24 protein-coding genes and 1 riboswitch are annotated in these 21,365 nt (G+C 71.6%); of the genes, 11 read left to right on the top strand and 13 right to left on the bottom strand.

All coding sequences use genetic code 11. From position 1 onward, the window contains the following. Positions 1-16: 16 nt before the first annotated feature. The 3 genes from ABEB03_RS41060 to ABEB03_RS41050 form a co-directional block, all read right to left on the bottom strand. Positions 17-898 (bottom strand): LLM class F420-dependent oxidoreductase, encoded by an 882-nt coding sequence (locus tag ABEB03_RS41060; RefSeq protein WP_345658249.1) that lies wholly within the window; start codon positions 896-898, stop codon positions 17-19. 66 nt (positions 899-964) lie between these two features. Next, positions 965-3,532 (bottom strand): ABC transporter permease, encoded by a 2,568-nt coding sequence (locus tag ABEB03_RS41055; protein WP_345658139.1) that lies wholly within the window; start codon positions 3,530-3,532, stop codon positions 965-967. A gap of 7 nt (positions 3,533-3,539) precedes the next feature. After that, positions 3,540-4,436 (bottom strand): ABC transporter ATP-binding protein, encoded by an 897-nt coding sequence (locus ABEB03_RS41050; protein ID WP_345658138.1) that lies wholly within the window; start codon positions 4,434-4,436, stop codon positions 3,540-3,542. Positions 4,437-4,654: 218 nt separating this feature from the next. Between ABEB03_RS41050 and ABEB03_RS41045 the strand changes: the two genes are divergently transcribed. Both ABEB03_RS41045 and ABEB03_RS41040 read left to right on the top strand, forming a co-directional pair. Next, positions 4,655-4,894 carry a toxin-antitoxin system HicB family antitoxin gene (locus ABEB03_RS41045; protein ID WP_345658137.1) on the top strand — a complete coding sequence of 80 codons (240 nt, stop codon included), beginning with the start codon at positions 4,655-4,657 and terminating at the stop codon, positions 4,892-4,894. A 4-nt stretch (positions 4,895-4,898) separates the two neighbouring features. Further along, the gene (locus ABEB03_RS41040; protein ID WP_345658136.1) at positions 4,899-5,273 is read left to right on the top strand and encodes a fic family toxin-antitoxin system, toxin component; all 375 of its coding nucleotides are present in this window, start codon (positions 4,899-4,901) and stop codon (positions 5,271-5,273) included. A 120-nt stretch (positions 5,274-5,393) separates the two neighbouring features. Here the strand turns inward: ABEB03_RS41040 and ABEB03_RS41035 are convergent, their stop codons facing one another. From ABEB03_RS41035 to bioB, 4 genes are all read right to left on the bottom strand, one after another. Further along, positions 5,394-6,113 carry a class I SAM-dependent methyltransferase gene (locus tag ABEB03_RS41035; protein WP_345658135.1) on the bottom strand — a complete coding sequence of 240 codons (720 nt, stop codon included), beginning with the start codon at positions 6,111-6,113 and terminating at the stop codon, positions 5,394-5,396. Positions 6,114-6,490: 377 nt separating this feature from the next. Continuing rightward, positions 6,491-7,207, bottom strand: a complete 717-nt coding sequence (gene bioD / locus ABEB03_RS41030) for a dethiobiotin synthase (protein WP_345658134.1) — start codon at positions 7,205-7,207, stop codon at positions 6,491-6,493. A 1-nt stretch (position 7,208) separates the two neighbouring features. Continuing rightward, on the bottom strand, positions 7,209-8,489 hold the full coding sequence (locus ABEB03_RS41025) for an adenosylmethionine--8-amino-7-oxononanoate transaminase (protein WP_345658133.1): 1,281 nt from the start codon (positions 8,487-8,489) through the stop codon (positions 7,209-7,211). Next, positions 8,482-9,717 (bottom strand): biotin synthase BioB, encoded by a 1,236-nt coding sequence (gene bioB / locus ABEB03_RS41020; protein WP_345658132.1) that lies wholly within the window; start codon positions 9,715-9,717, stop codon positions 8,482-8,484. The genes ABEB03_RS41025 and bioB overlap by 8 nt, the downstream gene beginning before the upstream one ends. Positions 9,718-9,877: 160 nt before the next feature. Between bioB and ABEB03_RS41015 the strand changes: the two genes are divergently transcribed. Beyond that, positions 9,878-11,002, top strand: a complete 1,125-nt coding sequence (locus ABEB03_RS41015) for an 8-amino-7-oxononanoate synthase (RefSeq protein ID WP_345658131.1) — start codon at positions 9,878-9,880, stop codon at positions 11,000-11,002. Between the two features lie 21 nt (positions 11,003-11,023). On the opposite strand, the gene ABEB03_RS41010 is transcribed toward ABEB03_RS41015, so the two are convergent. Further along, positions 11,024-11,248: a DUF397 domain-containing protein gene (locus ABEB03_RS41010; RefSeq protein WP_345658130.1), complete on the bottom strand. Its 225-nt coding sequence runs from the start codon at positions 11,246-11,248 to the stop codon at positions 11,024-11,026. A 9-nt stretch (positions 11,249-11,257) separates the two neighbouring features. Continuing rightward, entirely contained in the window at positions 11,258-12,115 is an 858-nt protein-coding gene (locus ABEB03_RS41005; RefSeq protein WP_345658129.1) for a helix-turn-helix domain-containing protein, read from the bottom strand. Positions 12,116-12,327: 212 nt separating this feature from the next. On the opposite strand from ABEB03_RS41005, the gene ABEB03_RS41000 reads away from it, so the two are divergent. Then, a complete protein-coding gene (locus ABEB03_RS41000) occupies positions 12,328-12,786 on the top strand; it encodes an ATP-binding protein (protein ID WP_345658128.1) in 459 nt (152 codons plus the stop codon). Positions 12,787-12,794: 8 nt separating this feature from the next. On the opposite strand, the gene ABEB03_RS40995 is transcribed toward ABEB03_RS41000, so the two are convergent. Continuing rightward, entirely contained in the window at positions 12,795-13,721 is a 927-nt protein-coding gene (locus ABEB03_RS40995; RefSeq protein WP_345658127.1) for a LysR family transcriptional regulator, read from the bottom strand. Positions 13,722-13,831: 110 nt separating this feature from the next. Between ABEB03_RS40995 and ABEB03_RS40990 the strand changes: the two genes are divergently transcribed. Then, a complete protein-coding gene (locus ABEB03_RS40990; RefSeq protein ID WP_345658126.1) occupies positions 13,832-14,449 on the top strand; it encodes a LysE family translocator in 618 nt (205 codons plus the stop codon). Positions 14,450-14,576: 127 nt separating this feature from the next. Here ABEB03_RS40990 and ABEB03_RS40985 read toward each other — a convergent pair whose 3' ends face one another. The 3 genes from ABEB03_RS40985 to ABEB03_RS40975 all read right to left on the bottom strand — a co-directional run bounded on the left by ABEB03_RS40985 (position 14,577) and on the right by ABEB03_RS40975 (position 16,547). After that, positions 14,577-15,050: a C40 family peptidase gene (locus ABEB03_RS40985; protein WP_345658124.1), complete on the bottom strand. Its 474-nt coding sequence runs from the start codon at positions 15,048-15,050 to the stop codon at positions 14,577-14,579. A 3-nt stretch (positions 15,051-15,053) separates the two neighbouring features. Next, positions 15,054-15,218: riboswitch (cyclic di-AMP (ydaO/yuaA leader) on the bottom strand. 377 nt (positions 15,219-15,595) lie between these two features. Further along, positions 15,596-15,904 carry a hypothetical protein gene (locus ABEB03_RS40980; protein ID WP_345658123.1) on the bottom strand — a complete coding sequence of 103 codons (309 nt, stop codon included), beginning with the start codon at positions 15,902-15,904 and terminating at the stop codon, positions 15,596-15,598. Positions 15,905-15,911: 7 nt separating this feature from the next. Beyond that, the gene (locus ABEB03_RS40975; RefSeq protein ID WP_345658122.1) at positions 15,912-16,547 is read right to left on the bottom strand and encodes an ATP-dependent Clp protease proteolytic subunit; all 636 of its coding nucleotides are present in this window, start codon (positions 16,545-16,547) and stop codon (positions 15,912-15,914) included. A gap of 223 nt (positions 16,548-16,770) precedes the next feature. Between ABEB03_RS40975 and ABEB03_RS40970 the strand changes: the two genes are divergently transcribed. The 6 genes from ABEB03_RS40970 (at position 16,771) to ureG (ending at position 21,198) form a co-directional block, all read left to right on the top strand. Next, positions 16,771-17,049: a type II toxin-antitoxin system Phd/YefM family antitoxin gene (locus ABEB03_RS40970; protein WP_028800395.1), complete on the top strand. Its 279-nt coding sequence runs from the start codon at positions 16,771-16,773 to the stop codon at positions 17,047-17,049. A 401-nt stretch (positions 17,050-17,450) separates the two neighbouring features. Then, on the top strand, positions 17,451-17,753 hold the full coding sequence (locus ABEB03_RS40965; protein WP_345658121.1) for an urease subunit gamma: 303 nt from the start codon (positions 17,451-17,453) through the stop codon (positions 17,751-17,753). A 14-nt stretch (positions 17,754-17,767) separates the two neighbouring features. After that, positions 17,768-18,079: an urease subunit beta gene (locus ABEB03_RS40960; RefSeq protein ID WP_345658119.1), complete on the top strand. Its 312-nt coding sequence runs from the start codon at positions 17,768-17,770 to the stop codon at positions 18,077-18,079. Continuing rightward, the gene (locus tag ABEB03_RS40955) at positions 18,072-19,793 is read left to right on the top strand and encodes an urease subunit alpha (protein WP_345658118.1); all 1,722 of its coding nucleotides are present in this window, start codon (positions 18,072-18,074) and stop codon (positions 19,791-19,793) included. The genes ABEB03_RS40960 and ABEB03_RS40955 overlap by 8 nt, the downstream gene beginning before the upstream one ends. Continuing rightward, complete coding sequence (locus ABEB03_RS40950) at positions 19,793-20,467, top strand: urease accessory protein UreF (RefSeq protein WP_345658117.1); 675 nt, start codon at positions 19,793-19,795, stop codon at positions 20,465-20,467. Before ABEB03_RS40955 ends, ABEB03_RS40950 begins: the two co-directional genes overlap by 1 nt. 53 nt (positions 20,468-20,520) lie before the next feature. Continuing rightward, positions 20,521-21,198 (top strand): urease accessory protein UreG, encoded by a 678-nt coding sequence (gene ureG / locus ABEB03_RS40945; RefSeq protein WP_345658116.1) that lies wholly within the window; start codon positions 20,521-20,523, stop codon positions 21,196-21,198. Positions 21,199-21,365 lie beyond the last annotated feature (167 nt).

Raw genomic sequence — 21,365 nt, 5'->3', positions numbered from 1 at the left:
GACGCGCGTGGCGGGCTCATTCGCCGCGCAACGCCTCGACGACTGGCGCGAACGCCTCCATGTGGGGTTCCAGGACCGTCAGGTACGAGATGCCGTACCGCTCACGCTGCGCCCGCAACCGCTCGGTGATCTCCTCCAGCGTGCCCACCAGGACGATGGGCAGCTCCAGGACCTGCTGTTCCGTCAGGTGGGGGATACGGGGCAGCCACGGCCGGATCGCCTCGGAGCGGTCCTCGGCGACGGTGACGATCTGGATCAGCAGGTTGAGCTCGGCGGGCTCCTTCCGCCCGGCCGCCGCCTCCCGGTACACGGCGACGCGCTGGTCGAGCTCCGCGGCCGTGACCGGTTCCAGCCTGCCGCCCGGCAGGGTGCGCGCCCCGGTGAACGCCGCGATGTCGGCGTGCTCGGCGGTGAGCCGCAGCATCCGGTCGCCGTTGGCCCCGATCAGCAGCGGGACCCGGGGGGACTGGACGGGGCGCGGCTGGTGGTCCTCCGAGCCCAGGAGCCGGTCCAACTCCTCGATGGTGTGCTGGAGATGGTCGACGCGCTCACGTGGTGTGCCCCAGGGCAGCCCGGCCGTCTCGTGCTCCGCCTGCACATAGCCGGTGCCCAGGCCCAGTTCGAGACGCCCGCCCGTCAGTGCGTCCGTGGTGGCCACCTCGCGGGCCAGCAGTGCGGGGTTCCAGAAGCCCGTGTTGAGCACGAACGTGCCGAGGCGCGGTCGCTCGGTCACCTGAGCGGCGGCCACCAGGGCCGGGAACGGCGCGGGCAGGCCCAGGTGGTCGGCCACCGTGATCACGTCGTACCCCAGGTCCTCCGCCCGGCGGCACTTCGCGTGCCACTCGTCGACCGGGGCGGGTGCGAGCAGGCTGACGCCGAAACGGAAGGGACGCGGCAAGCGGGACATGAACTCTCCTCGGTCACGGTCGACTTGCGTCCGGGCGGCGGACAGGAGACGGGTACGTCACTCGTGCGCGATCGCGGCCAGCACGTTCATCCGGGAGGCGCGCAGGGCGGGCAGCAGGGCGGCGACGATGCCCACCACCGCCGAGCCGACCACGACGGCGATGATCGTCCCCCACGGGACGGCGAGCGCCTTCATGCCCTGCAGGGCGAGGACCTGCTGGATGCAGACGCCCCAGACGATCCCGAGCGCCAGACCGAGAACCGCTCCGAACACGGCGATCACCACCGACTCGAGCCGGATCATCCGGCGCAGCTGACGGCGGGCGAGCCCGATGGCGCGCAGCAGACCGATCTCACGGGTGCGCTCCACCACCGACAGCGCCAGGGTGTTGACCACCCCGAGCACCGCGATGACGATCGCGAGCCCGAGCAGCGCGTACACGAGGTAGAGCAGTACCGCGATCTGATCGTGGATCAGCTTCTTGTAGTCGGCCTGGTCGCGGACCTGCACCTGCGGATACGGGTCGAGGGCCTTCTCCAGATTCGTGCGCAGCCGGTCGGGCGTGGTGCCCGACGCCGCGTTCACGTACAGCGCGGAGTCCTGCCCGCCGGGCACGTACTTCTCGATGGTGCCGAAGCCGAAGAACAGGCCGCCCTGCATGCCGAAGCCGTCGCCGGAGTCCTGGTCGGTGAGGGCCCCCACCGTCAGGCGGGTGTTGCGGCCGGCGGGGAACTCGACAGGGACGGTGCTGCCCACCCGGACGTCGTGCTCCTTCGCGAACTTCCTGTCCATGGCGATACGGCCGTCGCCGAGCGCCGCCGCCGTGTCGCCCTGCGCGTACGTGACGTGGGCGACCTCGTCGAGTCGCGGATCGTAGGCCGCCGCGGTCGTCTCGACGCGCTTCCCGTCCGGCAGCCGCACCGCGACCGGTGTGAACCGCTGACGGACCACCAGCCCGGCGCCGTCCGTGCCGCGGACCTTGTCCGTGAGCTCCTGCGAGAAGGGCTGGAAGTTGCTGTTCTGTATCACGAAGTCCGCGCCGAGCGTCTTGTCGATCTGCTGGTCGAACGACTTCGTCATCGACGCGCTCGCCACGGACATCCCGCCGACCAGGGCGAGGCCCACCATCAGGGCCGCCGCGGTGGCGCCCGTGCGACGCGGATTGCGCAGCGCGTTGCGCTGGCTCATCCGGCCGACCGAGCCGAACAGGGCCGGGAAGGCCCCGCCCAGGACCCGGATCACCGGCCGCACCAGGAGCGGACCCGCGATCACCGTCGCGATGAGCGTCAGAACGACGCCCAGGCCCAGCAGAGAGGCGGCCGTCGAGGTCTTCGACGAGGCGGCACATCCCGCGAGCGCGGCCACACCGGCCACGCCGACCACCGAACCCACCACGGCGCGCATCCGCAGGGGCCGCCCCACGCCGGCGATCTCGGCGTCCGCGAGGGCCGCCATGGGGGAGACGCCCGCCGCGCGCCGCGCGGGCAGATAGGCGGCCACGAAGGTGACGCCGACGCCGACCACGTACGCCGAGACGGGGGTGGCCCAGCCGACCACCATCTCGGTCGACTTGAGGTTCATGCCGAACGCGGACATCAGCTTGATCAGTCCGAGCGCGAGGCCGATTCCGGCGGCCAGCCCGAGCGTCGAGCCGACCAGACCCAGCAGCAGCGCCTCGGTGAGCACGGACCGGCGCACCTGACGCCGGTCCGCGCCCAGCGCGCGCAACAGCCCCAGCTCGCGGGTGCGCTGGGCGATCAGCATCGAGAAGGTGTTGACGATCAGGAAGATGCCCACCAGGACCGCGATGCCCGCGAAGCCGAGCATCACGTACTTGATGACGTCCAGGAAGCCGCCGAGCTGTTCGGAGGAGGACTTGGCCTGCTCCTCGGCCGTCTTCAGCTCGTAGGTCCGGGTGCCCAGTTCGGCGGCGACGCGCTGCTTGAGGACGGTGTCGCTCACCCCCGGTGCCGCGTCCAGGGAGACGCTCGTCGCGGCGTCGGGACTGCCCAGCAGCTTGGTCTGCGCGGTCGGTGTGTCGAGGAACAGCAGCGCGGCGCCGGGGTTGGTGGTGGTGAAGGTGGCGATGCCCACGATCCGGACCTTGAACGAGCCGGGCTGCGCCTGCACCGTCAGGGTGTCACCGATGCCGACGTGCTTCTTCTCGGCGGTGTCCGCGTCCAGGAGCGCCTCTCCGTCACCCCTCGGCTCGTGGCCGGAGGTCAGCTTCACCGGACTGCGTTCGGTGACCTCCCAGTTGGTCACGATGGTGGGGGCGCCGGTGGTGGGGCCGACGGACTTGTTGTCGGCGTCGACGACCGTGGCGTTCTCGACGGCCGCGTCCACATGGGTCGCGGCGACGCCGTCGACCTTCGCCAGCCGGTCCGCGAGCGAGGCGGGCACCGTCTGGGTGGCGCCGGTCGGGATCTGCGAATCCAGATCGTTCTTCGGTTCCACCGTCACATCGGCCGCGGTGGAGGCGAAGAGCCGGTCGAAGGTACGGGTGACCGTGTCGGAGAAGATGAGGCTGCCCGCGACGAACGCGACGGACAGCACGACGGCCAGCGCGGAGAGGAGCAGCCGCCCCTTGTGCGCGAGAAAGCTTCGCAGTGTCGCCTTGAGCACGACCGCCTCAGTCCTTGTCCAGGGTCACGTCGCTGGATTCGATGGAGTCGCCGGGCTCGCCCGGACGGCCGACACTGCCGGTGGCGGGGGCCGCGGTGACGGGTCCGTCGCCCGTGCCGTCGAAGGTCACCCGGATCGTGTCGAAGCGTTTCATCCGCTCCAGGACGGCGTCCGCCGTGGGGCGCTCCATCTCGTCCACGATCCGTCCGTCGGCGAGGAACAGCACCAGGTCGGAGTGGGCGGCGGCACCGGGATCGTGCGTGACCATCACGACGGTCTGGCCGAGGTCGTCGACGGCCTCGCGCAGGAATCCGAGGACCTCCAGGCCCGCACGGGAGTCCAGGTTGCCGGTCGGCTCGTCCGCGAAGATCAGCTCGGGGCGCGAGGCGAGCGCGCGGGCGCAGGCGACGCGTTGCTGCTGGCCGCCGGACAGCTGGGCGGGCCGGTGCTTCAGCCGTGCGCGCAGCCCCAGTGTGTCGATGACCTGGTCGAGCCACTTCTGGTCGGGCTTCTGGCCCGCGATGTCCATCGGCAGCGTGATGTTCTCGGCCGCGTTCAGCGTCGGGATCAGGTTGAACGACTGGAACATGAAGCCGATGCGGTCACGCCGCAGCCGGGTCAGTTCGCGCTCCTTCAGGCCGGTGATCTCGGTGCCGCCCAGCCACACCTGACCGGCCGAGACCGTGTCGAGCCCCGCCAGGCAGTGCATGAGGGTGGATTTCCCGGACCCCGACGGGCCCATCACCGCGGTGAAGCGGCCGCGCGCGATGTCGACGTCGACCGAGTCGAGGGCGAGCACCGCGGTCTCGCCCGAGCCGTAGGCCTTGGTCAGGCCCCGGGCGCGGGCGGCGATCCCGTCCCCCTCCGCGCGCCCGAGAGCATGCTCCGCAGCAGGTGTGGACAAGGCCGCCTCCTCAGCGATCGACGTCCCGACTCCTCATGTCCCGGCAGAGCCTAATGTGACCGGGGGCACACTTGGTATCCCCCCGAGGTGCCGGTCGGCCTCCACCGCAGGTCGTGCCCACGATGCCGGTGTAAGGGCCATGCTCCACCCGGGGCACTCCACCCCCGGATGCGCCGACCCCCTTGCCGGTGCTAGCGATCCGGCGCTAGCTTCGAAGCATGGCCAAGACTCAGCTGAACGTACGGGTGGACGAGGGCACGGCCCGCGCCGCCCGCGAGCGAGCGCTGGAGCGCGGGATGAGTGTGAACCGCTACATCGAAGAGCTGGTCCGGCAGGACACCGGGGAGGCCGGCCACACGTTCGTGGAGGCCGCCGCCGATTTCATGAAGCAGTACGAATCCGTCTTCGCCGAGGAGTTCGGCGCGGACCGAGAAGGCACGCGCGAAGGTCGTCGTTGATCCGTTGAGCAATCTCAGAGTCGACCTTGCCTGGCTCCTCATGATCGCCGAACAGAAGACACCCGGGGACCCCCAGGTCACGGACTGGGGAGCGCTCGTCGCCGCCGTCAGCCGGCACGAGGCGGAGATATTCGGCATCCCCGTCTACGACACTCCGCACGCCCGTGCCGCCGCGCTGCTCCAGCTGCTGCTGCACGTCCCCGCACTGGAACGCTCCAACGCCATGTTCGCCTCGGCCGTCGCGTACGCCTATCTCGTCGCGAGCGGGCTGAAGGTCGTCACCTCGCCGGAGCAGGTGCGCGAACTGGCGCGACTGGTGAAGAGCGGTGAGGCCACGGTGCACGACATCGCGCACGAGCTGCGCCGCTGGAGCCTGTGAGTACGGGGACGGCGGCGCGGACCGCTCCGGCCGCGTCGGCCGGTCCTGCTGCTCCGGCCGGTCCCGCAGTACAGATCGCTCTCGGCCCGCCGATCGCTCCTGCCGCGCCGGGCGTTGCGGTCACACCGTCTGCCCCGGCTTCTCCGGCTCGGTGAGGCGAGGGCGCCACGCCGTGCCCAGCACGCAGTACGAGGTGGGCAGCCGCGGCCCCTTCTCGGGCATCATCAGCCGCCGGTACGGGCCGAGTTCGAAACCGGCGTCCCGCAGCGCGGCGACCGGGTCGCGGGCCAGATGGCAGCCGCCGGTGAGGCGGGGCCAGACCGTGCGGTCCAGACCGCGCTGGGTGAAGGTCATCGCGGATCCGCCGCCCCTGCCGTGCTCGAAGAACCGCAGGGTGCCGCCCGGGCGCAGCACGCGCTGCAGCTCGGCGAGGGCACGTCGCACGTCGCGGACGCTGCAGAGCACCAGCGACACCACGGCGGCGTCGAAGGCCTCGCTCTTGACCGGCAGGGCCTCAGCCGTACCGGGCGCGACGTCCACGGGCACCTCGGAACGCAGCGCCGCCTCGACCGCCAACTGCCGCAGCAGCCGCTCGGGTTCGATGGCGACGACCTCCGAGACGGTGTGCGGGTAGTGCGCGAAGTTCAGACCGTTGCCCGCGCCGATCTCGATGACCCGCCCGGACAGTCCGGCGAGCAGCCGGTCGCGGATCCCGCCCATGCCCATCCGCGTCTCGGCCGCCACGCTGATGCGGGCGTAGTAGCGGGCGAAGAGAGGATGGTGCACCGCGTCTCGTGCCACCTTGCGGGAGCCGGCCGGGCTGAGCGGCGTGAACGGCATGAAAGACCTCCCGGGACGACGCGCCCTACCGTGATTGTCCCCCCGGGAGGTCCGCCGCACGCGCGACCCGGCCCACGAGGAGCCGCGGTGCACCGGAAGAGCCGTACGGGAACACCCGATCGGCACGGCCAGGACGTCGGCCCGGTGCACCCGGACGCACCGGTGCCGCAGGTCCAGGACGTCGGCCCGGCACATCCGGATGCACCGGCACGGCACGCCCAGGACGCCGGTGCCGCGCGGGCGCCACCCCGGCTCGGCCCGTCCGGACATAAGGTGCCGCACGCCCAAGACTCCGGCTCCGCACGGCCGGGCGCACCGGCGCGCGCCGCACGTCCCGGACCTGTCGCCGTCCGGGACGTGCCGCGCCCGAAGTCGCCTCAGGCGGGATGCGTCGCGGTGAAGGCGTGCGCGTCCCAGGTCCCGCCGAGCGGCGCGGCGAGCCAGGTCGCCGCCCGGGCACGGAAGTCGAGGGGGTCCCGCGCGCCGGCGCCGGCCGGGATCGCGCCGAGGAGCGGCCCGCCCGACACCTCCGGCAGGTCGGCCAGATTGCACCGCATGGCCAGGTCGGGGGAGTCGGGCCAGCTGCCGATGACCACTCCCGCGAAGTCCAGCCCCTGCCGCCGGAGTTCACGGGCCGTCAGCTCCGTGTTGTTGAGGGTGCCGAGGCCTGCCGCGGCGACCACGAGCACGGGCGCGTCGAGCAGCCGTGCCACGTCGGCCAGCGTCGCGCCCTCGTCGTCGAACCGTACGAGCAGTCCGCCCGCGCCCTCGACGAGCACGAGGTCGTGGTCGGCGGCCAGCTTGCCCGCCGCGTCCGCGACCTCCTGCGGCCGCACCGGGGCGAGCCCGGCGCGCCGCGCGGCCGTGGCGGGCGCCAACGGCTCAGGAAAACGGCCGAGTTCGCGCGTGGTCAGGGTTCCCGCGAGCCGGGCCACCTCGTCCGCGTCACCGCACTCGTGCGGCCCCACACCCGTCTGCGCGGGCTTCAGTACGGCGACGGAACGACCGGCGGCGAGGGCCACGGCCGCCACGGCGGCGGTCGTGACCGTCTTGCCGACCTCCGTGCCCGTCCCGCTGATCACCAGTACCGGCATGTCATCCCTCCCGTGCCGCGGCGCAGACCGCGCGAGCGATCCGTGCCACGTCCTCGTCGCCCGTCACGAACGGCGGCATCGTGTAGACGAGGTCGCGGAACGGCCGCAGCCACACGCCCTCGCGGACCGCGGCAGCCGTCGCCGCCGCCATGTCCACCTCGTGGTCGAGTTGCACGACACCGATCGCGCCGAGGACCCGTACGTCCCGTACCCCCGGTGCCGAGGCGGCTTCCGCGAGGCCGTCCCGCAGACCCGTCTCGATCCGCTTGACCTCGGTCCGCCAGTCCTGGCCGAGCAGCAGGTCGATCGAGGCGCAGGCGACCGAGGCGGCCAGCGGGTTGGCCATGAAGGTGGGCCCGTGCGCGAGCACCGGAACCTCGCCGCGCGAGATGCCGTCGGCGACCCGCGGGGTGCACAGGGTCGCCGCCATCGTCATGTAGCCGCCGGTCAGAGCCTTGCCGACGCACATCACGTCCGGGGTGACACCGGCGTGGTCCGCGGCGAACAGCGCGCCCGTCCGGCCGAAGCCGGTGGCGATCTCGTCGAGGACGAGCAGCACGTCGTGCGTGTCGCACGCCTCGCGCAGCACCCGCAGGTACTCGGGGGAGTGGAAGCGCATCCCGCCCGCGCCCTGCACCACCGGCTCCACGATCACCGCGGCGAGCTCGTCGGCGTGCCGCCCGATCAGCTCACGCAGCCGCTCGGCGTACGCCTCGTCGAACTCGGCGGGCGGTGCCTCGGCGAACACCTGGCGCTGGAGGACGCCCTGCCACAGCTCGTGCATCCCGCCTTCCGGGTCGCACACGGACATCGGCTGCCAGGTGTCCCCGTGATAGCCGCCGCGCCAGGTCAGCAGCCGCTGCTTGCCGGGGCGGCCGAGCGAGCGCCAGTGCTGGAGGCACATCTTGACGGCGACCTCGACCGCGACCGAGCCGGAGTCGCAGAGGAAGACGTGCTCCAGCCCCTCGGGCGACATGTCGACAAGGCGCTTCGCCAGCTGTACGGCGGGTTCATGGGTGAGTCCGCCGAACATCACGTGGCTCATGCGGTCCAGCTGACCGCGCGCGGCCTCGTTGAGGACCGGGTGGTTGTAGCCGTGGATGGCCGACCACCAGGAGGACATCCCGTCGATCAGCTCGCCCGAACCGTCCGCCATGCGCAGCCGGACACCGCTCGCCGACTCCACGACGAGCGGTTCCTGACGTCCCGGCATCGGCCCGTAGGGGTGCCACACATGGCGCCGGTCGAGGTCGAGCAGTTCCCTGACGGACAGCTCAGGCATTGGGTGCGAGATCCGTTCCGGCCCCGCGACGGCGTACGGCGACGAGGTCGGTGCGCGCGTCGGAGGGCTGCTCCGTGACGGTGGTGGCGGCCGCCGGGGCGGAGCCGCACACGCCGCCACCCTGATGCGAGCCGCAGCCGGCATCCGCGTGCGAACCGCATCCGGCGCCTTCCTGCGCACCGCAGCCGGCGTCCGCGTGCGAGCCGCAGCCGCCGCCCGCGGCTGCCCGGTGCTCGGGCAGCGTGACCTCGCCCGCGCCCTCCACCTCGAAGCCGGCGTCGGCGATCATCTCCAGGTCCGCCTTGCCGGCCTGGCCCTCACTGGTGAGGTAGTCGCCGAGGAAGATCGAGTTGGCCAGGTGCAGGGCGAGCGGCTGCATGCTGCGCAGATGGACCTCACGGCCGCCCGCGATGCGGACCTCGACGTCCGGGCAGACGAACCGGACCATCGCGAGGATCCGCAGACAGCGCTGCGGCGTGAGGTTCCACTCCTTGGCGAGCGGCGTGCCCTCGAAGGGGATCAGGAAGTTCACCGGAACGGAGTCGGGGTCGAGCTCGCGCAGCGCGTACACCACGTCGACGAGGTCCTCGTCGGACTCGCCCATGCCGGCGATCAGGCCCGAGCAGGCGGACAGTCCCGCCGCGTGCGCCTTCTGCACCGTGTCCACCCGGTCGGCGTACGTGTGGGTGGTCGTGATGTCCCCGTACGTCCCCTCGGACGTGTTCAGGTTGTGGTTGTAGGCGTCCGCGCCCGCGTCGCGCAGCCGCTCGGCCTGGCCGTCGGAGAGCAGGCCGAGGCAGGCGCACACCTCGACGTCCTCGTTCTGGTCCTTGATCGCCTTGATGGTGTCGGAGACCCGGTCCACGTCACGGTCCGTCGGACCGCGCCCACTGGCCACCAGGCAGACCCGCTTGGCGCCGCCGGCGAGACCCGCCGCGGCGGCCTGAGAGGCCTCGTCGGGCTTGAGCCAGGTGTACTTGAGGATGTCGGCCTTGGAGCCGAGCCGCTGCGAGCAGTACGAGCAGTCCTCCGGACACAGGCCAGATTTGAGGTTGACGAGGTAGTTGAGTTTCACCCGTCGGCCGAACCACTGCCGGCGCACCTTGCCGGCCGCGGCCACCACGTCCAGCACGTCGTCGTCGGAGGTGGCCAGTACGGCCAGCGCCTCGTCGCGGGTCGGCAGCTCGCGCCGAAGCCCCTTGTCCACCAGCGTGTTCAGCAGGTCCATGAGGCCCGATCCTTGCTTATGCGACCACTCCCGGCCAAGGAGAGTTTGCACAAGAGAGACGGTTCGACGTGTGGGTATTGCCACACCCTGGCCCGCTGGCCCGGCCGCTAGGGTCTGTGCACTGCCTACAAAACACCCGCCCCTACGGTCCGGAGGACACATGGCGTTCGGCTGGATCGACGAGCAGGCCCGGGCGCGTCGCGCCGCCGGACTCGTCCGCACGCTGCGTCCGCGCCCCGCCGACTCGCCGCTCCTCGATCTCGCGAGCAACGACTACCTCGGACTGGCCCGGCACCCGGAGGTCACCGGGGCGGCGGCGGACGCCGCGCACCGGTGGGGCGGCGGCGCGACCGGCTCCCGCCTCGTGACGGGCACGACCGAACTGCACGGCGAGCTGGAACGCGAACTGGCCGACTTCTGCGGCTTCGAGTCCGCCCTCGTCTTCTCCTCCGGCTACGCGGCCAATCTCGCCGCCGTCACCGCCCTCGCACAGCACGGTTCACTCGTCGTGTCCGACGCGGGCAACCACGCCTCGCTCATCGACGGCTGTCGGCTCGCCCGGGGCACCACACAGGTGGTCGGGCACGCCGACCCCGACGCCGTGCGCAAGGCGCTCGGCACCCACCAGGGGCCCGCCGTCGTCGTCTCGGACACGGTCTTCTCGGTCGACGGGGACGCCGCTCCGCTGGCCGAACTCGCGGACGCCTGCCGGGAGTACGGGGCCGGACTGGTCGTCGACGACGCGCACGGACTCGGTGTCCTGGGCGACGGCGGCCGGGGCGCGCCGCACGCGGCGGGGCTCGCGGGAGCGCCGGACGTCGTCGTGACGGTCACGCTCTCGAAGTCGTTCGGGAGCCAGGGCGGCGCGGTCCTCGGACCGGCAGCCGTCATCGACCACATGGTCAACGCGGCACGTACGTTCATCTTCGACACGGGCCTCGCACCCGCCGCGGCCGGAGCCGCTCTGGGGGCTCTGCGGCTGCTGCGCCGGGAGCCGGAACGCGCGCTCCGGGCACGCGCGGTGGCGACGGTCCTGCACACCCGCCTGACGGCCGAGGGCCTCGAAGCCGTACGGCCGGACGCCGCCGTCGTCTCCGTGCGCGCGCCGTCCCCCGAGCGAGCGGTGCGCTGGGCGGCCGACTGTCGTGAGGCGGGTCTCGCCGTCGGGTGCTTCCGTCCCCCGTCCGTGCCCGACGGCATCTCACGGCTGAGGCTGACCGCTCGCGCGGACCTCACCGAGGAGCAGATCGAGCACGCCGTGAGCGTGATCAGCCGGACGCGGTGATCGCGGTGTGCGGGTTCGGGGTCAGCCCAGTCCGCTGATGAACCCCTCCCAGGCGGCGGGGGCGAACAGCAGGGCGGGTCCTGCCGTGTTCTTGGAGTCGCGCACGGCCACCAGTCCGGACCAGGGGCCCGGGCCGGGTCGTGCGGTCTCGACGCAGTTGTTCATTCCCGTGCTGCGGCTGCTGCGCAGCCACCGTGCGTCGTGGAGTGAGGTACTGGAAGGTACGTTCCGAGGCAGTGCAGACATGGTGCCTCCTTACGCGCCGTCAGCTATCCCGGCGATGTAGTCCAACGATTCCTCGGGCGAAAGGGCGTGGAACTGAAGAGCGTCGAAGGCCTCGCTGTAGGCCTGAAGGTCTTCTTTCCGCTCGAGATAGAGGCTACTCGTCAAGTGGTCGAGAACAACCACATCCAGATCAGTTGTGTTCGGAAATGAGAAGATAACGAAAGGCCCGGTGACGCCGATGTGCGCTCCGGCGGTGAACGGCAGGACCTGAAGCCGCACTTGGGGCAGTGTCGCGGCGTCGCACAACCGCCGTAACTGGTGCGCCATCACCTCGGGCCCGCCGACTTCGCGCCGTAACACCGCCTCGTCCAGGACGGCGTTCAGCTCCAGCGGCGGACAGGAACGCAGCACGTCCTGCCGGGCGAGGCGCACCTCGACGAGCGCGTCGAGCTTGCAGTCCTCCAGCCCGTCGACGGCGGCCCGCGTCACGGCGCGCGCGTACTCGGGCGTCTGGAGCAGTCCGGGTACGACGGACGTCTCCAGCGTCCGCATCCCGCGCGCCTGCGACTCCAGACTGATGAAGTCCCGGTACGCCGGAGGCAGCACCCCGCGATAGGCGTGCCACCAGTGATGCCTTCCGTCGTCCTCGGCGCCGGCCAACACGGTGAGCAGGTCGCGCAGTTCGGGGTCCCCGACCGCGTAGACGTCCAGCAGCCGTGTCACGTCCGTGGGCTTCACCCCGCTGGTCCCGGTCTCGATCCGGCTCACCTTCGACTGATGCCAGCCCAGGAGCCGGGCGGCCTCACCGCTCGTGAGACCCGCGCCGGCGCGCAGCGCGCGCAGTTCGGCACCGAGCTTGCGGCGGCGCACCGCGGGACCGTGCTGCATGGCCGTACTCCTTACTCCTTCCGAGCCGCCCAAATACGCTCTGCCGTCGCAGAGTTCACCGCTTCGAGCGACAGATATATGCATATCTTGGTGGATCGCACCCGTGACCGGCCCGGTAATGGCAGTCTGGCGCGAAGCACCAGTCCGGGACCGTACTCGAACCATCCGCTCCGTGTCGGACTCCGGTCCCGTGGGAAAGGGACGACGTCGCCATGGCAGATCACCAGGAAGCATCCGTCACCCTGCCGAGCGATCCCGCCTCGGTCTCCGCGGCCCGCAGGTTCGTCGCCGACGTACTCGTCGAATGGGGTATGCCGTGCGACTCCGAAGTCGCCGACACCGTACGGCTCATCGTCTCCGAACTCGCCACCAACGCAGTCCAGCACACGTTCGGGCAGTCGCCCACCTTCACCGTCGACGTCCGGCTGGAACGGGACGAACAGCTTCGCCTCGGAGTCACCGACAGCCACCCGCGTTTCCCCAAGAGGCTTCCTGCGGCCGTCCAACAGGACAACGGACGCGGCATGGTGATCATCCGTTGGCTGACCGCCGAGTGCGGCGGCAGACTCGCCGTCCGACCCACCCGAGAGGGCGGCAAGACCGTCTCGATCGAACTGCCCTGGACGGCGCCGGTCCAGCCGGTGGTGGCCGGGGGTCCGCAAGAGCCCTGAGCGACGGCTCAGTTGTCCGGGCGGTGGCGGCCGGCCCGTTCGAAGGTGCCACGCAGCAGCGCACGGAACGCGTCGGCGGCGGGTGACATCTCGTCGGTCCGGTGGACGACCGAAATCGTACGGCGCAGATCTCCCGGCTCCAGCAGGCGCGTCCCCACCGGAGTCGCCGCCGTCCTGGCGACCATCTCCGGCACGACCGCGACCCCGAGCCCGGCGCTCACCAGGGCGCACACGAGCGCGTAGACCGGAGTCTCGACCAGCACCGCGGGGGTGGCCCCCGCGCGGGCGACTGCCGCCTCCACACCCTGCCGGGGCGGATGATCCGGAGCCATGCTGATCAGCGGCTGACCCGCGAGCTCGGCCAGGGGGAGCCGGGCCGAGCCGCCCGCCAGGACGTGCCCGGGGGCGGTCACCAGCACCAGCTCCTCGACCAGCACCGGTTCCAGGCTCACGGACGACGGGACGGCGACGGGGGCCGCGGGCTCGTAGGTGTGTGTCAGGGCCAGGTCGACCTCGCCCGCCGCGACGGCCGCGACACCGGCGGGCGGCTCGTAGTCGGCGACCGCCAGCTCCACGTCCGGATAGGTCCGGCGGAAGGCACTCAGCACGGGTGGCAGCAGATGGATGCCCGCCGTCTGGAAGGTGCCGAGCCGCAGTGTGCCGCCGGACAGACCGGCCAGGTGCGCCAGCTCGTGCCGGGCCCGCTCCATCTCGTCGAGCACCCGGCGCGCTCGCGCCACCAGCAACTCGCCGGCGCCCGTCAGCCGCGTCCCGCGATGGGACCGGACGAGGAGCGTCGCGCCCGCCTCGCGCTCCAGCTTCGCCAGCTGCTGGGAGAGCGCGGGCGGGGTGTAACCGAGCCGTTCGGCGGCCCGGGTGATCGACCCCGCCTCGGCGACCGCGACCAGCGCCGCGAGCCTCGTCGGGTCGTACATCGGACCACCCCGGATCTCGCCACGACCGCGCCGGTCTGAACGAATGCTTAAGACCGACCCAGGATATTCGACATACCTGCTGAAGACCCGACAGAGGCAATCTGGGGTCCATGGACGCTCAGCTCATCGCCTTCACAGCAGTCGCCGCGGGCATGGTCGCCGTGCCGGGTGCGGACTTCACCGTCGTGGTGCGCAACGGCATGGTCTCGCGCCGGGCCGGCCTCGCCAGCGCGCTCGGCATCGTCGGCGGACTGCTCCTGCACACGGCGCTCGCCGTGGCCGGGGTCGCCGCGGTGCTCACCGCCGTGCCGGCGCTCTTCCGGGCGCTGCAACTGCTCGGCGGTGTCTACGTGCTCCACCTCGGTGTGCGGACGCTGCGATCGTCGGGGCGGCCGCGCGAGGAGGCCGCGGAGGCGACCGCGGGCGGCGCGCGTCCGTTGCGGCAGGGGTTCGTCACCAACGCGCTCAACCCGAAGGCCCCGATCACGTTCCTCAGCCTGCTGCCGCAGTTCGTGCCGGCAGGCAGTCCCGCGATGCCGCGGACCCTGCTGCTCGCACTGATCGTGGTGGTCCTGGGCCTGGTGTGGTTCCCGGCGGTGGCGCTCCTCGTGGACCGGCTCGGGCGGTGGCTGCGCGCACCGCGCGCCGCGCGGGCCGTGGAGGCGGTCACCGGCACCGCCCTGACGGTGCTCGGTCTGGTGCTCGTCCTGGAGCCCCTGAGGAGCTGAGGGCAGGCCTCACCGGCCAAGGCGGCGGCGCCGATCGCGCCGGTGGGACGCCGAGCGAGCCCTCGTGGTCTCCTGTCGCACGCCCTTGGGCGGCGGCGGCGCCGTGCCGCCGCCACCCAAGGGCGGATCAGCTCACCCGTCCGTACCAGACGCTCCTCGTCCAGATCTTCTGCAGCTTCACGACGTCCCCGGTCTTCGGGGAGTGCCAGATCTTTCCCTTCCCGGCGTAGATGCCGACGTGGTACACGCTCCGGCCCGAGTGGAAGAACACCAGGTCTCCGGCCTTGCGGTGCGAGGCCGAGATGTGGTGGGTCTTGTTGTACTGCGCCGCGGCCGTTCGAGGGAGCTTCTTGCCCGCCTTCTTGAACGAGTACAGGGTCAGCCCGGAGCAGTCGAAGCGACGCGGTCCGGTGGCCCCCCACTTGTAGGGGGCGCCCTTCTTCGAGGCCGCGACCTGGAGTGCCTTCGTCGCCACGGTGGCCGCCTCGGCGTCGGGAGCGACGCCCGGGACCACCAGGCTGCCGCCGACGGCGGCGATGGTCAGAGCCGAGGCCGTACCGGCCCGGGTCCACAGCGACGGGACACGATTGAGCGCAGTCATGCGCAACCCTTCGTCAGCCGCCTGTGAAGGATGACCTGTCGGATTCGGGCTGGCGAAGTAGCCCGGCCGCGTACTGCGGCTTCACCCCAAGGACCGCCCGGATCTCTCCGGCGGCCCGTCGTGCTGGGTCCTCCACTCCTGCCGATCCACTTCTGTCGACCGGACATCCGGGCGGCGGCAGGACTCGGCGTCCGCCCGGATCGCCCCGCCGCTGTGGCGGGGGCTTGTCGTCGGAAGGGATCTTCACGCATGAGAGTCGGAAATGCCGAGCGGAACCGGTGATTTGTGGCGTTACTCACCACTCACCCGTTCGGGTGGACACCCCTTTGTTCGGGCGGGTGTTGAGGTGTGCGACGACGCCCGTACCTGCAACGGAACATCAAATTCCGGCCCATGACCACGCGCGTTGCGCAACTCGGGGACGTCGTACAAAGGACCCGGAGATACTCCAACGGGGGGTAATCCTTCTGGTCCGTTTGAAACCCGGGCCGGACGTCCCGCCCGTCGGCGTTCGTCGCGGCCCGGGTGCGCGCACCGGTGGCGCGTCAACTTCCCGAGCAGGGCGGCACGGTGACCCGGGACGCGCGCCGCTCGCCGTCGAGCACGCGCAGGGCCCGCGCGAGCGTCGGGGCGTGCACCTCGCTCTCGCCGCGCTGGTGCATCAGGGTCAGCGCGTCACGCAGTGCGGTCGCCTTGACCACCAGTGCCTGAGCGGCCCTCAAGCCGCGGTAGGTGTCGCCGGGGCGGGCCGGGTTGATGCGGCCGAGCAGGTCGACGACGTCGAGGTAACGGTCGATCAACTCGGCCTCCGCACGCGTGAGCGCGGGCAGCGGGGGCAGTTCCGGTGGGAGCATCGGCCGGTCACCTCCCGCCGGGCGTGCTGCGCGAGCTCTTGCGGCTCGGGATGATCCGGTCGATCAGTCCGTACTCCACCGCCGCCGGTGCGTCGAGGATCTTGTCGCGTTCGATGTCGGCGGCGACCCGCTCCGGGCTCTGGCCCGTGTGCCGGACGAGCATCTCCTCCAGCAGTCCGCGGGTGCGGATCAACTCCTCGGCCTGGATGGCCAGATCGCTCGCCTGACCCTGGACCGGCTCGGGCAACGAGGGCTGGTGGATGAGGACACGGGCACCCGGAAGGGCGAACCGCTTGCCCGGTGTGCCGCCGGCGAGCAGGACGGCCGCGGCCGACGCGGCCTGTCCGAGGCAGGTCGTCTCCACGTCGCAGGTGACGAACTGCATCGTGTCGTAGATCGCGGTCATCGCGCTGAACGAGCCGCCCGGGGAGTTGATGTACAGCGAGATGTCCCGGTCCGGGGCCAGATATTCGAGGTGCATGAACTGCGCCATCACGTCGTTCGCCGACGTGTCGTCGATCGGCGTACCGAGGAACACGATCCGTTCGTCGAGCAGCTTCGAGTACGGATCCAGGGTCCGCTGCCCTGCGCTGGTGCGTTCGGTGAACTCGGGCAGGACGTAGCGGGCGGACGGTTCGGACATGGTGCGCGCCTCCTCTGGGGGACTCTGTAAAAAATGTACAGGACGTACAGAGTCTGTCGATGGGTACTCGCTGACAGCGAAAACGCGGACGGGAGGGGCCCGAGGGAGTGCACGGGATGGGCCCGGCGGAGTACACGGGTGGGGCCCTGGAGACACACGGCAGCGGCCGGGGAGAGATCGTTCGCTCCGGGTCGGTTCGGGACACCGGTCTAAGCTGGACGGCATGGCCTACGAGATTCCGGTGACGCAAGCCAGGGCTGAGCTCGCCGACCTGATCAACCGCGTGGTGTACGGCGGTGAGCGCGTCGTGGTGACGCGGCACGGGAAGCCTCTCGTCGCGCTGGTCTCCGCCGCCGACCTGGAACGCCTCGAGGAACTCCAGGACCCCGCCGACGAGCAGGTGATCAGCTCCCTCTCCAGCGTTCGCGAGGTCGCGTCGGCGCCCCGCGAGCGCCAGCGCTTCGGTATCGCCGCCGAGCACCGGGGGCCGAGCGCCTCCTAGACGGAACCGGCGCGGTCCGCATGCCGTGCGCCCGCCGCCGCACGGCGGGGTGGACGCGCGCCCGCACGGGGCAGGACCACGACCGGCCGTACGGGGCGGCCGCGACATGCCGTATACGGTCCGGCTCGCGGCGGCGTCCCGGACGGTGCCTTCGTCGCCCCGCGGTGCGACACGCCCGCCACGGCACCGCGCCACCGGAGGTCCCCCGCGGCGATCCGCACGCCGTGAAGCGCCTCGTGGGTCCGACGCGGCCGACCGGCGGGCCGGCACTCGGCCACAGGCCGGTTAACGTCCCCGAAACCCCGGCCAACTAGCGTGCGCATCCACGCCACCAGGGGTTTCGGTGGCTGCGGCCACCGGACCCCGCACGGTCCGGAGCGAGGACTGTGAGGTGGTACGCCGTGCAACTGACCCCGCACGAGCAAGAGAGGCTGCTCATTCACGTGGCCGCCGACGTGGCCGAGAAGCGCCGGGCCCGCGGAGTGAAACTGAACCACCCCGAGGCCGTAGCCCTCATCACGTCGCACATCCTCGAAGGCGCGCGGGACGGACGCACCGTCGCCGAACTCATGGCCTCCGGCCGGAAGATCCTCACCCGCGACGACGTGATGTCGGGCATCCCCGAGATGATCCACGACGTCCAGGTCGAGGCGACCTTCCCGGACGGCACCAAGCTCGTCACCGTCCACGACCCCATCGTCTGACGGGGAGCAGCGCCATGATTCCCGGAGAGATCCTCCACGCCGACGGGCCCGTCGTCTTCAACGAGGGCCGCGAAATCACCCGGCTGACCGTCCTCAACGCCGCCGACCGGCCCGTCCAGGTCGGCTCCCACTACCACTTCGCCGAGGCCAACCCCGGCCTGGACTTCGATCGTGCCGCGGCGCGCGGCAAGCGGCTCAACGTCGCCGCCGGCACCGCCGTGCGCTTCGAGCCGGGGATCCCCGTCGACGTCGAACTCGTCCCGCTCGCCGGCGCCCGCGTGGTGCCCGGACTGCGCGGTGAGACAGGAGGTGCCCTCGATGCCTGAGATCTCGCGCGCCGCGTACGCCGACCTGTTCGGCCCCACCACCGGTGACCGCATCCGCCTCGCCGACACCGACCTGCTGATCGAGATCGAGGAGGACCGGTCCGGCGGTCCCGGACTCGCCGGTGACGAGGCGGTGTTCGGCGGCGGCAAGGTCATCCGCGAGTCCATGGGACAGTCGCGTGCCACGCGCGCGGACGGCACGCCCGACACCGTCGTCACGGGTGTCGTGGTCGTCGACCACTGGGGGATCGTCAAGGCCGACCTCGGCATCCGCGACGGCCGGATCACCGGCATCGGAAAGGCCGGCAACCCGGACACCATGGACGGCGTCCACCCCGATCTGGTGATCGGCCCCGAGACCGAGATCATCGCGGGCAACGGGCGCATCCTGACCGCGGGCGCCATCGACGCCCATGTGCACCTGATCTGCCCGCAGATCGCCGACGAGGCACTCGCCTCCGGGATCACCACGCTCGTGGGCGGCGGCACGGGGCCCGCCGAGGGCTCGAAGGCGACCACCGTCACGCCCGGCCCCTGGCACCTGGCCCGGATGCTGGAGGCGATGGAGCAGTACCCGCTCAACTTCGGCCTGCTGGGCAAGGGCAACACCGTCTCGCACGAGGCGATGCTGTCGCAGATCCGCGGCGGCGCGCTCGGCCTGAAGATCCACGAGGACTGGGGCTCGACGCCCGCGGCGATCGACGCAGCGCTCACCGTCGCGGACCGCACGGGCATCCAGGTCGCCATCCACACGGACACTCTCAACGAGGCCGGTTTCGTGGGCGACACACTGGCCGCCATCGGCGGACGCGGCATCCACGCGTACCACACCGAGGGTGCGGGCGGCGGGCACGCGCCGGACATCATGACCGTGGTCGCCGAGCCGTACGTCCTGCCCAGCTCCACCAACCCCACCCGGCCCTACACCGTCAACACCGCCGAGGAACACCTCGACATGCTGATGGTGTGCCACCACCTGAACCCGGCGGTGCCCGAGGACCTGGCCTTCGCCGAGTCCCGGATCAGGCCGTCGACGATCGGGGCCGAGGACATACTGCACGACCTCGGTGCCATCTCGATCATCTCCTCGGACTCGCAGGCGATGGGACGCGTCGGTGAGGTCATCATGCGGACCTGGCAGACGGCCCACGTGATGAAGCAGCGGCGCGGCGCCCTGCCGGGCGACGGGCGCGCGGACAACCACCGGGTCCGTCGCTATGTCGCCAAATACACGATCAACCCGGCACTCGCGCAGGGCCTCGCCCGCGAGGTCGGCTCCGTCGAGCCGGGCAAACTCGCCGACCTGGTGCTGTGGGAGCCCGCCTTCTTCGGGGTCAAGCCGCACCTCGTCATCAAGGGCGGCCAGATCGCGTACGCGCAGATGGGCGACGCCAACGCGTCGATCCCGACTCCCCAGCCGATCCTGCCCCGGCCGATGTACGGCGCCGTCGGGAGGGCCCCGGCCGCCAACTCGTTCAACTTCGTCGCACCGCTCGCCATCGAGGACGGGCTGCCCGAACGGCTCTCCCTCGGGAAGCGGTTCGTCGCCATCGAGTCGACCCGGGCGGTGACCAAGGCGGACATGCGCGAGAACGACGCGCGACCGCAGGTGCGGATCGACCCGGACAGCTTCGCCGTGCACATCGACGGCGAACTGGTCGAGGCGACCCCGGCCGCGGAACTGCCCATGGCCCAGCGTTACTTCCTCTTCTGATGTCCCGCGCGGCACTACTGGTCCTGGCCGACGGACGCTTCCCCGCCGGAGGGCACGCCCACTCCGGCGGGGCGGAGGAGGCCGTCAAGTCCGGACGGGTCACCGGGGCGGCGAGCCTGGAGGACTTCTGCCGGGGCCGGCTGCACACGACCGGTCTCGTCTCGGCCTCGCTGGCCGCGGCGGCGGCGCTCGGGGCCGATCCGGCGACCCTGGACGCCGCCGCCGACGCCCGGACACCGTCACCCGCCCTGCGGGCCGCCGCGCGACGGCTCGGGCGACAGCTGATGAGAGCGGCCCGGGCGGCCTGGCCCTCGGCCGAACTCGACGCACTGGCGGGGGAGTTCCCCAAGGGTGCACATCAGCCCGTCGTTCTCGGCGTGACGGCCCGGGCCGCCGGCCTCGCGGCGGACGACGCCGCGTACTGCTCCGCGTACGAGAGTGTCAGCGGGCCGGCGACGGCCACCGTGCGGCTGCTGAGCCTCGATCCGTTCGACGCCAGCGCGGTGCTGGCCCGACTGGCGCCGGAACTGGACCGGGTGGCCGGCGCCGCCGCGGCTGCCGCGCGGGACGTGCTCGACCACGGCGTCGACGCGCTGCCCGCGGCCTCGGCCCCGCTGCTGGAGATCGGCGCTCAGGCGCACGCGGCCTGGCCCGTACGCCTCTTCGCGTCGTAGGAGCACCCCGCACCCTCTCCGCCGCCGCCCTCACACCACCTTGGAGACTCATCGTGCATCTCGATCACACCCATGACGGTGCGTCCGCTGTCAGCGCCGACGCCCATCGTCCGGACGGCGCTCGCCGTGCCCTGCGGATCGGGCTCGGCGGGCCGGTCGGCTCGGGGAAGACCGCCACCGTCGCCGCGCTCTGCCGGTCGTTGCGCGACGAGTTGTCCCTCGCCGTCGTCACCAACGACATCTACACGAGGGAGGACGCGGAGTTCCTGCTGCGGGAGGCGGTGCTGCCGCCCGAGCGGATCGCCGCCGTCGAGACCGGGGCCTGCCCGCACACCGCCATCCGGGACGACATCTCCGCGAACCTCGAAGCGGTCGAGGACCTGGAGGACGGGGTCGGTCCGCTGGACCTGATCCTCGTGGAGTCCGGGGGCGACAACCTGACGGCCACCTTCTCCAAGGGGCTCGTCGACGCGCAGATCTTCGTGATCGACGTCGCGGGCGGCGACGACATTCCGCGCAAGGGCGGGCCCGGTGTCACCACCGCCGATCTGCTCGTCGTGAACAAGACCGACCTCGCACCCCATGTGGGCTCCGATCTGGGACGGATGGCGGCGGACGCGAAGGCGCAGCGCGCCGAACTCCCGGTCGTCTTCCAGTCCCTGCGTACCGAGGACGGGGTCGCGGCCGTCGCCGGCTGGGTGCGGGAGCGGCTCGCCGCGTGGACGGCGTGAACCGGACGGACGGCGTGCGCCGGACGGGCGAAGTCGGTCCGGTGGGCGACTTCGGCCGGTCGAACGGGGTCGGTCCGGTGGACGACCTCGGCCGGGCGAACGGTGGCGGTCCGGCGCGCGACGTCGGGCCGGTTGACGGTGTCGGCCCGACGCTCGGCGCGACCCCG

Source organism: Streptomyces siamensis (assembly GCF_039543605.1).
GTDB lineage: Bacteria > Actinomycetota > Actinomycetes > Streptomycetales > Streptomycetaceae > Streptomyces > Streptomyces siamensis.
Note: the sequence above shows the minus strand (reverse complement) of the source record. Positions and strands in the feature narration are given on the sequence as shown.